Origin of the sequence: Stenotrophomonas sp. Marseille-Q5258, from assembly GCF_946900935.1 — a bacterium.
Classification (GTDB): domain Bacteria; phylum Pseudomonadota; class Gammaproteobacteria; order Xanthomonadales; family Xanthomonadaceae; genus Stenotrophomonas; species Stenotrophomonas nematodicola.
This window is the reverse complement of record NZ_CAMPPN010000010.1, coordinates 92,881-106,477: the sequence shown is the minus strand read 5'-3', so window position 1 is coordinate 106,477 and position 13,597 is coordinate 92,881. Positions and strand designations below refer to the sequence as shown.

The window sequence follows — 13,597 nt, the reverse complement described above, 5'->3', positions numbered from 1 at the left end:
CAATACCAGCGACTTCCAACTGACAATTTCAGTTTCCCTTCGGGTCGTGGACGCACGATCCGCACAGCCAAGGTGATACCTCATGACGTCTTATTCGTTCACCGAAAAGAAGCGTATCCGCAAGGATTTCGGCAAGCAGCGCTCGATCCTCGAAGTGCCGTTCCTGCTCGCCATCCAGGTGGATTCCTACCGTGAATTCCTGCAGGAAAACGTCGATCCGGCCAAGCGCACGGACCACGGTCTGCACGCGGCCCTGAAGTCGGTGTTCCCGATTTCCAGCTACAGCGGCAACGCTGCCCTGGAGTACGTCGGCTACAAGCTCGGCGATCCCGTGTTCGACGAGCGCGAGTGCCGCCAGCGTGGCATGAGCTACGGCGCGCCGCTGCGCGTGACCGTGCGCCTGGTGATCTACGACCGTGAGTCGTCCACCAAGGCCATCAAGTACGTGAAGGAGCAGGAGGTCTATCTCGGCGAGATCCCGCTGATGACCGAGAACGGCACCTTCATCGTCAACGGTACCGAGCGCGTCATCGTGTCGCAGCTGCACCGCTCGCCGGGCGTGTTCTTCGACCACGACCGTGGCAAGACCCACAGCTCGGGCAAGCTGCTGTACAGCGCCCGCATCATTCCCTACCGCGGCTCCTGGCTGGACTTCGAGTTCGACCCGAAGGACGCGCTGTTCACCCGTATCGACCGTCGCCGCAAGCTGCCGGTGTCGATCCTGCTGCGTGCGCTGGGCTACAGCAACGAAGAAATGCTGGCCGAGTTCTTCGAGATCAACACGTTCCACATCAACCCCGATGAAGGCGTGCAGCTCGAACTGGTCTCCGAGCGCCTGCGCGGCGAGACCCTGAACTTCGACCTGGCCGATGGCGACAAGGTCATCGTGGAAGCCGGCAAGCGCATCACCGCGCGTCACGTCAAGCAGCTGGAAGCCTCGGGCATTGCCGCCCTGGCCGTGCCGGACGACTACATCGTCGGCCGCATCCTGTCGCACGACGTGGTCGACGCCAACACCGGAGAGCTGCTGGCCCAGGCCAACGACGAAATCACCGACGAGCAGCTGCAGGCCTTCCGCAAGGCCGGCGTGGATGCCGTGGGCACCCTGTGGGTGAACGATCTTGATCGTGGTCCGTACCTGTCCAACACCCTGCGCATCGATCCGACCAAGACCCAGCTGGAAGCCCTGGTCGAAATCTACCGCATGATGCGTCCGGGCGAGCCGCCGACCAAGGACGCCGCGCAGAACCTGTTCCACAACCTGTTCTTCACCTTCGAGCGCTACGACCTGTCCACGGTCGGCCGCATGAAGTTCAACCGTCGTGTCGGCCGCAAGGAAGTCACCGGCGAAGCCGTGCTGTACGACCGCAAGTATTTTGGCGAGCGCAACGACGAAGAGTCCAAGCGCCTGGTCGCCGAGCATGGCGAGAGCTCCGACATCCTGGACGTGATCAAGGTGCTGACCGAGATCCGCAACGGTCGTGGCGTGGTCGATGACATCGATCACCTGGGCAACCGTCGCGTCCGTTCGGTCGGCGAAATGGCCGAGAACGTGTTCCGCGTGGGCCTGGTCCGCGTCGAGCGCGCGGTCAAGGAGCGCCTGTCGATGGCCGAGTCCGAAGGCCTGACCCCGCAGGAGCTGATCAACGCCAAGCCGGTCGCCGCTGCCATCAAGGAGTTCTTCGGCTCCTCGCAGCTGTCCCAGTTCATGGATCAGAACAACCCGCTGTCGGAAGTGACGCACAAGCGCCGCGTGTCCGCACTGGGCCCGGGCGGTCTGACCCGCGAACGCGCCGGCTTCGAAGTGCGCGACGTGCACCCGACCCATTACGGCCGCGTCTGCACCATCGAAACCCCGGAAGGCCCGAACATCGGCCTGATCAACTCGCTGGCCGTGTACGCCCGCACCAACCAGTACGGCTTCCTCGAGACCCCGTACCGCAAGGTGTCCGACGGCAAGGTCTCCGACGAGATCGAGTTCCTGTCGGCGATCGAAGAGAACGAATACGTCATCGCGCAGGCCAACGCCCTGACCGACGCCAAGAGCATGCTCACCGAGCAGTTCGTGCCGTGCCGTTACCAGGGTGAGTCGCTGCTGAAGCCGCCGGCGGAAGTCCACTTCATGGACGTCTCGCCGATGCAGACCGTGTCGATCGCTGCCGCGCTGGTTCCGTTCCTGGAGCACGATGACGCCAACCGTGCACTGATGGGCGCCAACATGCAGCGCCAGGCCGTGCCGACCCTGCGTGCGCAGAAGCCGCTGGTGGGTACCGGTATCGAACGCGCCGTGGCCCGCGACTCGGGTGTGACCGTGAACGCCCGTCGTGGCGGCGAGATCGTGCAGATCGACGCCGGCCGCATCGTGGTCAAGGTCAACGAGTCGGAGATCACCGACGCGACCGACGCCGGCGTGGACATCTACAACCTGATCAAGTACACCCGCTCCAACCAGAACACCTGCATCAACCAGCGTCCGCTGGTCGAAGTGGGCAACGTGGTGGCGCGCGGCGACGTGCTGGCCGACGGTCCGTCCACCGACATCGGCGAACTGGCCCTGGGCCAGAACATGCTGATCGCGTTCATGCCGTGGAACGGCTACAACTTCGAAGACTCCATCCTGCTCTCCGAGCGCGTGGTGGAAGAGGATCGTTACACCACGATCCACATCGAAGAGCTGACCTGCGTTGCGCGTGACACCAAGCTGGGGCCGGAGGAAATCTCCGCCGACATCCCGAACGTCTCCGAGCAGGCGCTGAACCGCCTCGACGAGTCGGGCGTGGTGTACATCGGTGCGGAAGTCCGCGCCGGCGACATCATGGTCGGCAAGGTCACGCCGAAGGGCGAAAGCCAGCTGACCCCGGAAGAGAAGCTGCTGCGCGCGATCTTCGGCGAGAAGGCCTCCGACGTTAAGGACAGCTCGCTGCGCGTGCCGCCGGGCATGGACGGCACCGTCATCGACGTGCAGGTCTTCACCCGCGACGGCATCGAGAAGGACAAGCGTGCGCGCCAGATCGAGGAAAACGAGATCAAGCGCGTCAAGAAGGACTTCGACGACCAGTTCCGCATCCTGGAAGGCGCCATCTACGCCCGTCTGCGTTCGCAGATCGTGGGTAAGGTGGTCAACGGCGGCGCCGGCCTGAAGAAGGGCGACAGCGTCACCGACGCCTACCTGGACGGCCTGAAGAAGGCTGACTGGTTCGCGCTGCGCATGAAGGACGAGGACGCCTCCGAAGCCATCGAGCGCGCGCAGAAGCAGATCCAGGCGCACGAGAAGGAGTTCGAGCGTCGCTTCGCCGACAAGCGCGGCAAGATCACCGCGGGCGACGACCTGGCTCCGGGCGTGCTGAAGATGGTCAAGGTGTTCCTGGCCGTGAAGCGCCGCATCCAGCCGGGCGACAAGATGGCAGGCCGCCACGGCAACAAGGGTGTGGTCTCCAACGTGGTGCCGGTCGAAGACATGCCGTACATGGCTTCGGGCGAAACCGTGGACATCGTGCTGAACCCGCTGGGCGTGCCGTCCCGTATGAACATCGGGCAGATCCTGGAAGTGCATCTGGGCTGGGCCGCCAAGGGCCTGGGCCGCAAGATCCAGGGCATGCTCGAGGCGCAGGCCGCGATCACCCAGCTGCGCAGCTTCCTGGACGACATCTACAACCACGACAAGACCCAGGTGGCCAACCACGTGGACCTGTCGCAGTTCAGCGATGAGGAACTGCTGCGTCTGGCCAACAACCTGACCGATGGCGTGCCGATGGCCACCCCGGTGTTCGACGGTGCGACCGAGGCCGAGATCAAGCGCATGCTCGAACTCGCCGACCTGCCGCTGAGCGGCCAGACCCAGCTGTATGACGGCCGCACCGGTGAAGCGTTCGATCGCCACACCACCGTCGGCTACATGCACTACCTGAAGCTGAACCACCTGGTCGACGACAAGATGCACGCCCGTTCGACCGGCCCGTACTCGCTCGTTACCCAGCAGCCGCTGGGCGGCAAGGCGCAGTTCGGCGGCCAGCGCTTCGGTGAAATGGAAGTCTGGGCGCTGGAAGCCTACGGCGCGGCCTACACCCTGCAGGAAATGCTGACGGTGAAGTCCGATGACGTGCAGGGTCGTAACCAGATGTACAAGAACATCGTCGACGGTGAGCACGAGATGGTCGCGGGCATGCCGGAATCCTTCAACGTGCTCGTGAAGGAAATCCGCTCGCTGGCCATCAACATGGAACTGGACGGCAACTGATCGTGCAGGCGCGGCTGCCCCGGCAGCCGCGCCGCCGGATGTGACCTGACAGCCCCATCGACACGAGATTTCCTCCTTTCGGAGAAACACCATGAAAGACTTGCTGAACCTCTTCAACCAGCAGCGCCAGACGCTGGACTTCGACGCGATCAAGATCGCGCTGGCCTCGCCGGATCTGATCCGTTCGTGGTCCTTCGGCGAAGTGAAGAAGCCGGAAACCATCAACTACCGTACCTTCAAGCCGGAGCGTGACGGCCTGTTCTGCGCCGCCATCTTCGGGCCGGTCAAGGACTACGAGTGCCTGTGCGGCAAGTACAAGCGCATGAAGCACCGCGGCGTGGTCTGCGAAAAGTGCGGCACCGAAGTCACCCTGGCCAAGGTGCGCCGCGAGCGCATGGGCCACATCGACCTGGCGTCCCCGGTCGCGCACATCTGGTTCCTCAAGTCGCTGCCGTCGCGCATCGGCCTGATGCTGGACATGACCCTGCGTGACATCGAGCGCGTGCTGTACTTCGAAGCCTATGTGGTGACCGAGCCGGGCCTGACCGCCCTGGAGCGTCGCCAGCTGCTGACCGAAGAGCAGTACCTGCAGGCACGCCAGGAGCACGGTGACGACTTCGACGCCGCAATGGGCGCCGAGGCCGTGTACGAGCTGCTGCGCACCATCGACCTGCAGTCGGAAATGACCCGCCTGCGCGAAGAAATCGCCAGCACCGGTTCGGAAACCAAGCTGAAGCGACTGACCAAGCGCATCAAGCTGGTCGAGGCCTTCCTCGAGTCGGGCAACCGCCCCGAGTGGATGGTCATGACCGTGCTGCCGGTGCTGCCGCCGGACCTGCGTCCGCTGGTGCCGCTGGACGGCGGTCGCTTCGCGACCTCCGACCTGAACGACCTGTACCGCCGCGTCATCAACCGCAACAACCGCCTGCGCCGCCTGCTCGAGCTGAACGCGCCGGACATCATCGTGCGCAATGAAAAGCGCATGCTGCAGGAATCGGTCGATGCGCTGCTGGACAACGGCCGTCGTGGCCGTGCCATCACCGGCACCAACAAGCGTCCGCTGAAGTCGCTGGCCGACATGATCAAGGGCAAGCAGGGTCGCTTCCGTCAGAACCTGCTGGGCAAGCGCGTGGACTACTCGGGCCGTTCGGTCATCGTGGTCGGTCCGTACCTGCGCCTGCACCAGTGCGGCCTGCCGAAGAAGATGGCGCTGGAACTGTTCAAGCCGTTCGTGTTCGCCAAGCTGCAGCGTCGTGGCCTGGCCACCACCATCAAGGCCGCCAAGAAGCTGGTCGAGCGCGAAGAAGCCGAAGTCTGGGACATCCTGGAAGAGGTCATCCGCGAGCACCCGGTGATGCTGAACCGTGCGCCGACCCTGCACCGTCTGGGCATCCAGGCGTTCGAGCCGGTGCTGATCGAGGGCAAGGCCATCCAGCTGCACCCGCTGGTCTGCACCGCGTTCAACGCCGACTTCGACGGTGACCAGATGGCCGTCCACGTGCCGCTCTCGCTGGAAGCCCAGCTGGAAGCGCGTGCGCTGATGATGTCGACCAACAACATCCTGTCGCCGGCCAACGGCGAGCCGATCATCGTGCCGTCGCAGGACGTGGTGCTGGGTCTGTACTACATGACCCGCGCCCTGGAAAACAAGAAGGGCGAGGGCATGGCCTTCGCCAACATCGCCGAAGTCAAGCGCGCCTATGACAACCGCGTGGTGGAACTGCACGCCAAGGTGAAGGTCCGCATCACCGAGGTGGTGACCGACGAGAACGGCGACAAGCAGAACAAGACCTCGATCGTGGACACCACGATCGGTCGTGCCCTGCTGGCCGAAATCCTGCCGGAAGGCCTGCCGTTCGCCCTGGCCAACGTCGAGCTGACCAAGAAGAACATCAGCCGCCTGATCAACTCCAGCTACCGTCAGCTGGGCTTGAAGGACACGGTCGTGTTCGCCGACAAGCTGATGTACACCGGCTTCGCCTACGCAACCCGCGCCGGCGTGTCGATCGGCATCGACGACATGCTGATCCCGGACGAAAAGCGCGGCATCCTCACCGAGGCCGAGGCTGAAGTGCTGGAAATCCAGGAGCAGTACCAGTCGGGCCTGGTCACCGCCGGCGAGCGCTACAACAAGGTGGTCGACATCTGGTCGCGCACCAACGAACGCATCGCCAAGGCGATGATGGACACCATCGGTACCGAGAAGGTGGTCAACGCCAAGGGCGAGACCATCGACCAGAAGTCGATGAACTCGCTGTACATCATGGCCGACTCCGGTGCCCGTGGTTCGCAGGCGCAGATCCGTCAGCTGGCCGGTATGCGTGGCCTGATGGCCCGTCCGGATGGCTCGATCATCGAAACGCCCATCAAGGCGAACTTCCGTGAAGGCCTGAACGTGCAGGAGTACTTCAACTCCACCCACGGTGCCCGTAAGGGTCTGGCCGATACCGCGCTGAAGACGGCGAACTCGGGTTACCTGACCCGTCGTCTGGTCGACGTCGCGCAGGACGTGGTCATCACCGAGGTGGATTGCGGTACCACCGAAGGCCTGACCATGACCCCGATCGTGGAAGGCGGCGACGTCGTGGAGCCGTTGAAGGAGCGCGTGCTGGGTCGCGTCGTGGCCGAGGACGTGTTCCTGCCGGGCAACGATGAAGATCCGATCGTGACCCGCAACACCCTGCTGGACGAACAGTGGGTGGCCAAGCTGGAAGACGCCGGCGTGCAGAGCATCAAGGTGCGCTCGACGATTTCGTGCGCCTCGGCGTTCGGTGTCTGCGGCCGCTGCTACGGCCGCGATCTGGCCCGTGGCCACATCGTCAACATCGGTGAAGCGGTGGGCGTCATCGCCGCACAGTCGATCGGTGAGCCGGGTACCCAGCTCACCATGCGTACGTTCCACATCGGTGGTGCGGCATCGCGTGCGGCTGCGGTGGACAACATCACCGTGAAGACCACCGGTTCGGTGAAGTTCAACAACCTGAAGTCCGTCGAGCATGCCAATGGCTCGCTGGTGGCGGTGTCGCGTTCGGGCGAAATCTCGGTGCTGGATGCGCACGGCCGTGAGCGCGAGCGTTACAAGCTGCCCTACGGCTCGATGATCGCGTCCAAGGACGGTGATGCAGTGAAGGCTGGCCAGACCGTGGCCAACTGGGATCCGCATAACCACCCGATCGTGTCCGAAGTGGCCGGCTTCATCCGCTTCATCGACTTCATCGACGGCGTCACCGTCATCGAGAAGACCGACGAACTGACCGGCCTGGCCTCGCGTGAAATCACCGACCCGAAGCGTCGCGGTTCGCAGGCCAAGGACCTGCGTCCGATCGTGCGTATCGTGGATGCCAAGGGCAATGACCTGACCATCCCGAACACCGATCTGCCGGCCCAGTACCTGTTGCCGCCGCGCTCCATCGTCAACCTGCAGGACGGCGCTGCCGTCGGCGTGGGCGACGTGGTCGCCAAGATCCCGCAGGAAGCGTCCAAGACCCGCGACATCACCGGTGGTCTGCCGCGCGTGGCCGATCTGTTCGAAGCGCGCAAGCCGAAGGATCCGGCGATCCTGGCCGAGCGTTCGGGCATCATCAGCTTCGGCAAGGACACCAAGGGCAAGCAGCGCCTGATCATCAAGGACACCGATGGTTCGGAGCACGAAGAACTGATTCCGAAGTACCGTCAGGTCATCGTGTTCGAAGGCGAGCACGTGACCAAGGGCGAAACCATCGTGGACGGCGAACCGAGCCCGCAGGACATCCTGCGTCTGCTGGGCGTCGAGCCGCTGGCCGCCTACCTGGTCAAGGAAATCCAGGACGTGTACCGCCTGCAGGGCGTGAAGATCAACGACAAGCACATTGAAGTGATCACCCGTCAGATGCTGCGCAAGGTCGAAATCACCGACCAGGGCAGCAGCAAGTTCCTGAATGGCGAGCAGGCCGAGCGCCAGCGCGTCATCGAGGAAAATGCACGTCTGGCCGTCCGCAACGAACTGCCGGCCCGTTTCGACCCGGTGCTGCTGGGCATCACCAAGGCCTCGCTGGCGACCGAGTCGTTCATCTCGGCCGCGTCGTTCCAGGAAACCACCCGCGTGCTGACCGAAGCTGCCGTCCGCGGCACCTCGGACAACCTGCGCGGCCTGAAGGAGAACGTCATCGTCGGCCGCCTGATCCCGGCGGGTACCGGTCTGGCGTACCACTCCCAGCGTCGTCGCGGTGCCTCCGGCCTGACCGACTCGGAGCTGCAGACCCTGGCCGGCACTCCGGTCCTGGCCGACGCCGCACCGGTCGCCGTGGTCGATTCGAGCGACGCCGACCCGGTGGTGGGCGAGGAATGAGAAACCCGGTCCGGCCCCCGGGTCGGACCACCTTCGCGTCGCGGCGGACCGTGGGTCCGACAACATTCGAAGGGGCAGGGCACCACCCCGGTGGTTCCCTGACCTTCCTGCCGGTGGCGTCCGCGCCACCGATAGGGTAGGATGCCGGCCGGCCCACGCATGGGTCGGTTGACAACCTGAACGGGGGGCAAGGAGAAGGCTCCCCTGTAACGGCCCAGGATCAGGGCTGGCTTGGCGTGTGCGCGGTTGACCGCGTTTTCGCCAGGTTGCTACAATCGTCTGTCTCAGCAGGCCAGATTCCTTGGCCTGCTCGCACATTTCCGCATTCATGGCCAGTTTTTCCCTTGGCCTCTCTCAGAAGAACATACTGATGGCGACGATCAATCAGCTTGTCCGCAAGCCGCGGCAGGCCACCACTTACAAGAGTGCCTCGCCGGCACTTGATAAGTGCCCCCAGCGCCGTGGCGTCTGCACGCGCGTGTACACCACCACCCCGAAGAAGCCGAACTCGGCGCTCCGCAAGGTTGCCAAGGTCCGCCTGACCAACCAGGAAGAGGTCATCAGCTACATCGGTGGCGAAGGCCACAACCTGCAGGAGCACTCCGTGGTCCTCATCCGCGGCGGTCGCGTCAAGGATCTGCCGGGTGTGCGTTACCACACCGTGCGTGGCTCGCTGGACGCCTCCGGCGTTGCCAAGCGTCGTCAGGGCCGTTCCAAGTACGGCGCCAAGCGTCCGAAGAGCTAAGGGAAAGTACACATGTCTCGTAAAGGTAATACGCCGCAGCGCTCCGTCCTGCCGGATCCCAAGCACGGAAGTGAAACCATCGCGCGCTTCATCAACATGGTGATGCTGAGCGGCAAGAAGTCCGTCGCTGAAAAGATCGTCTATGGCGCCATGGACGTGATCGGTGAGAAGAACCCGAACTCCGTCGAGCTGGTGCAGAAGGCTCTGGACAACGTGGCTCCGTCGGTCGAAGTCAAGTCCCGCCGCGTCGGCGGTGCGACCTACCAGGTGCCGGTCGAAGTGCGTTCGTCGCGCAAGATGGCGCTGGCCATGCGTTGGCTGATCGACTCCGCTCGCAAGCGTGGTGAAAACACCATGCCGAAGAAGCTGGCTGCCGAACTGCTGGACGCCTCGGAAAATCGTGGTGGCGCCATCAAGAAGCGCGAAGAAACCCACCGCATGGCCGAAGCCAACAAGGCCTTCGCCCACTACCGCTGGTGAGTTTGACGGCCTTGTAAAACAGGCACGGCAGCACCATTGAGGTGCTGCCTCGCGGCCCCAGAAGGGCTGCGCCAATCCGAAGGCCGCCGAAAGGCGGCGTTCGGCCATCCGAATTCCAAGAAATTGAGAGGCTCCCGTGGCCCGCACCACTCCCATCGAGCGTTACCGTAACTTCGGCATCATGGCCCACATCGATGCCGGCAAGACCACCACGTCCGAGCGCATCCTGTTCTACACCGGCAAGAGCCACAAGATCGGTGAAGTGCATGACGGCGCTGCCACCATGGACTGGATGGAGCAGGAGCAGGAGCGTGGCATCACGATCCAGTCCGCTGCCACCACCGCGTTCTGGAAGGGCATGGACAAGTCCCTGCCGGAGCACCGCTTCAACATCATCGATACCCCCGGACACGTTGACTTCACCATCGAAGTGGAGCGCTCGCTGCGCGTGCTCGACGGTGCGGTGTTCGTGCTGTGCGCCGTCGGTGGCGTGCAGCCGCAGTCGGAAACCGTGTGGCGCCAGGCCAACCGCTACAAGGTGCCGCGCATCGCGTTCGTCAACAAGATGGACCGCACCGGTGCCAACTTCACCAAGGTCGTTGGCCAGCTGAAGGCCAAACTGGGTGCCGTCGCCGTGCCGATGCAGCTGCCGATCGGCGCTGAAGAAGGCTTCAAGGGCGTGGTCGACCTGCTCAAGATGAAGGCCATCCATTGGGATGAAGCCTCGCAGGGCATGAAGTTCGAATACCTGGACATCCCGGCCGACATGAAGGAAGAGGCTGAAGAAGCCCGTACCTACATGATCGAAGCGGCTGCCGAAGCCAACGAAGAGCTGATGGAAAAGTACCTGGGCGGCGAAGAGCTGACCGAGGCTGAAATCATCTCGGCGCTGCGCGCGCGCACCCTGGCCACCGACATCGTGCCGATGTACTGCGGCTCGGCGTTCAAGAACAAGGGCGTGCAGGCCATGCTGGACGGCGTGGTGCAGCTGCTGCCGTCGCCGATCGACGTGCCGGACGTGACCGGTACCGACGTCGACGACGAAACCATCGAGATGAGCCGCAAGTCCGACGACAAGGCTCCCTTCTCGTCGCTGGCCTTCAAGATCATCACCGACCCGTTCGTGGGCGCGCTGACCTTCTTCCGTGTCTACTCGGGCACGCTGAACGCCGGCGACCAGGTGATGAACTCGGTCAAGGGCAAGAAGGAGCGCATCGGCCGCATCCTGCAGATGCACTCCAACGATCGCGAAGAAATCAAGGAAGTGCTGGCCGGTGACATCGCCGCTGCCGTGGGTCTGAAGGACACCACCACGGGCGACACCCTGTGCTCGCTGGATCACCCGATCATCCTGGAGCGCATGGTGTTCCCGGAGCCGGTGATCTCGATGGCCGTCGAACCGAAGACCAAGTCCGACCAGGAAAAGATGGGTCTGGCCTTGGGCCGTCTGGCGCAGGAAGATCCGTCGTTCCGCGTCAAGACCGACGAAGAATCCGGTCAGACCATCATCTCGGGCATGGGCGAGCTGCACCTGGACATCATCGTTGACCGCATGAAGCGCGAGTTCAACGTCGAAGCCAACGTCGGCAAGCCGCAGGTTGCGTACCGCGAAACCATCCAGGCCGCGGACGTCAAGTCGGATTACAAGCACGCCAAGCAGTCCGGTGGTAAGGGTCAGTACGGTCACGTCGTGATCGAGCTGTCGCCGATCACCGCTGAAGACCGCGCCGATCCGAAGATCGCTCCGATGATCAAGGACGATTTCCTGTTCATCAACGACATCACCGGTGGCGTGATTCCGAAGGAATTCATTCCGTCGATCGAAAAGGGCCTGCGCGAAACCATCACCAGCGGTCCGCTGGCTGGCTTCCCGGTCGTTGACGTCAAGGTCAAGCTGGTGTTCGGCTCGTACCACGACGTCGACTCCTCGGAAATGGCGTTCAAGCTGGCGTCCTCGATGGCCTTCAAGCAGGGCTTCGCGAAGGCCAAGCCGGTTCTGCTGGAGCCGATCATGAAGGTCGAGATCGTGACCCCGGAGGATTACCAGGGTGACGTGATGGGCGACGTGAGCCGTCGTCGTGGCGTTCTGCAGGGTTCCAGCACCACCGGTGACGGTTCGGCCAGCATCATCAACGCGATGATCCCGCTGGGTGAAATGTTCGGTTATGCCACCTCGCTGCGTTCGCAGACCCAGGGTCGTGCGACGTTCACGATGGAATTCGACCACTACGAGCCGGCGCCGAACAACATCGCCGAAGCCGTGGTCAAGAAGGCCTGAGCGTAAGCTCAGGTCTTTACCTCCCTCTTTTCTGATATCCAAGGTATACAACAATGGCAAAGGGTAAGTTCGAGCGCACCAAGCCGCACGTCAACGTCGGCACCATCGGTCACGTCGATCACGGCAAGACCACGCTGACCGCCGCACTGACCAAGATCGGCGCCGAGCGCTTCGGTGGCGAGTTCAAGGATTACTCCGCGATCGACGCCGCGCCGGAAGAAAAGGCACGTGGCATCACGATCTCGACCGCGCACGTCGAATATGAATCCACCGAGCGTCATTACGCCCACGTGGATTGCCCGGGCCACGCCGACTACGTCAAGAACATGATCACCGGTGCTGCCCAGATGGACGGCGCGATCCTGGTGTGCTCGGCCGCTGACGGCCCGATGCCGCAGACCCGCGAGCACATCCTGCTGTCGCGTCAGGTCGGCGTGCCGTACATCGTCGTGTTCCTGAACAAGGCCGACATGGTGGACGACGCCGAGCTGCTGGAACTGGTCGAAATGGAAGTCCGCGAGCTGCTGAGCAAGTACGACTTCCCGGGCGACGACACCCCGATCATCGCCGGTTCGGCCCGTCTGGCGCTGGAAGGCGACCAGAGCGACATCGGCGTGCCGGCCGTGATCAAGCTGGTCGAGGCGCTCGACAGCTGGATTCCGACCCCGGAACGCGACATCGACAAGCCGTTCCTGATGCCGGTGGAAGACGTGTTCTCGATCTCGGGCCGCGGCACCGTGGTGACCGGTCGTATCGAGCGCGGCGTGATCAAGGTCGGCGAAGAAATCGAAATCGTCGGTATCCGTCCGGTCCAGAAGACCACCGTCACCGGCGTGGAAATGTTCCGCAAGCTGCTCGACCAGGGTCAGGCAGGCGACAACGCCGGTCTGCTGCTGCGCGGCACCAAGCGTGACGACGTCGAGCGTGGCCAGGTCCTGGCCAAGCCGGGTTCGATCAAGCCGCACACCAAGTTCGACGCCGAAGTCTACGTCCTGTCCAAGGACGAAGGCGGCCGCCACACCCCGTTCTTCAAGGGCTACCGTCCGCAGTTCTACTTCCGTACCACCGACATCACCGGTGCGGTCGAGCTGCCGGAAGGCGTGGAAATGGTCATGCCGGGCGACAACATCAAGATGGTCGTCACCCTGATCAACCCGGTCGCAATGGACGACGGTCTGCGCTTCGCGATCCGCGAAGGCGGCCGCACCGTCGGCGCCGGCGTGGTCTCCAAGATCATCGAGTAATCTGCTAGAATCGGCGCCCCGATGTTGCCTGGGTAGGGCATCGGGGCGTTCAACAACGGGAAAAGAGGCGCAGGACGCACCTCGTGTTCCCCAGACCAGGAAGGGTCGCGCCATTCAGGCTTTGTCAATAGGTCTCCTGTTGACGGGCGCTTTGTATGCGCGCTATACTTTTTGTCTGGGCAGATCGGGAGACCGGTCTGCCTCGATTTTTGAGGTCTATGGAAAGATCTTGGCGCCGCGCAGGACTGTGCGGCGTCCGCATTCAGGATATTCATGGGACAAGGCA

Annotated in this window: 6 protein-coding genes; all 6 read left to right on the top strand. The window is 63.4% G+C overall.

Features of this window, described 5'->3' with window-relative positions:
* Positions 1 to 82: 82 nt before the first annotated feature.
* Entirely contained in the window at positions 83 to 4,237 is a 4,155-nt protein-coding gene (gene rpoB, locus OC534_RS08255; protein WP_017356006.1) for a DNA-directed RNA polymerase subunit beta, read from the top strand.
* 91 nt (positions 4,238 to 4,328) lie between these two features.
* Positions 4,329 to 8,564, top strand: coding sequence for a DNA-directed RNA polymerase subunit beta' (gene rpoC / locus OC534_RS08250; RefSeq protein ID WP_017356007.1), 4,236 nt, complete (start codon positions 4,329 to 4,331; stop codon positions 8,562 to 8,564).
* A gap of 370 nt (positions 8,565 to 8,934) precedes the next feature.
* A complete protein-coding gene (gene rpsL, locus OC534_RS08245; protein WP_017356008.1) occupies positions 8,935 to 9,309 on the top strand; it encodes a 30S ribosomal protein S12 in 375 nt (124 codons plus the stop codon).
* 12 nt (positions 9,310 to 9,321) lie between these two features.
* Positions 9,322 to 9,789 carry a 30S ribosomal protein S7 gene (rpsG, locus tag OC534_RS08240; RefSeq protein ID WP_017356009.1) on the top strand — a complete coding sequence of 156 codons (468 nt, stop codon included), beginning with the start codon at positions 9,322 to 9,324 and terminating at the stop codon, positions 9,787 to 9,789.
* A 136-nt stretch (positions 9,790 to 9,925) separates the two neighbouring features.
* Positions 9,926 to 12,067, top strand: a complete 2,142-nt coding sequence (gene fusA / locus OC534_RS08235) for an elongation factor G (protein WP_017356010.1) — start codon at positions 9,926 to 9,928, stop codon at positions 12,065 to 12,067.
* A gap of 53 nt (positions 12,068 to 12,120) precedes the next feature.
* Positions 12,121 to 13,311 (top strand): elongation factor Tu, encoded by a 1,191-nt coding sequence (tuf, locus tag OC534_RS08230; protein WP_136005519.1) that lies wholly within the window; start codon positions 12,121 to 12,123, stop codon positions 13,309 to 13,311.
* The last annotated feature ends 286 nt before the right edge of the window (positions 13,312 to 13,597 follow it).

Excerpts from the sequence above, each read along its gene's own strand:
- rpoB (WP_017356006.1), top strand. The coding sequence starts at position 83 with ATGACGTCTTATTCGTTCACCGAAAAGAAGCGTATCCGCAAGGATTTC.
- rpoC (WP_017356007.1), top strand. The coding sequence starts at position 4,329 with ATGAAAGACTTGCTGAACCTCTTCAACCAGCAGCGCCAGACGCTGGAC.
- rpsL (WP_017356008.1), top strand. The coding sequence starts at position 8,935 with ATGGCGACGATCAATCAGCTTGTCCGCAAGCCGCGGCAGGCCACCACT.
- rpsG (WP_017356009.1), top strand. The coding sequence starts at position 9,322 with ATGTCTCGTAAAGGTAATACGCCGCAGCGCTCCGTCCTGCCGGATCCC.
- tuf (WP_136005519.1), top strand. The coding sequence starts at position 12,121 with ATGGCAAAGGGTAAGTTCGAGCGCACCAAGCCGCACGTCAACGTCGGC.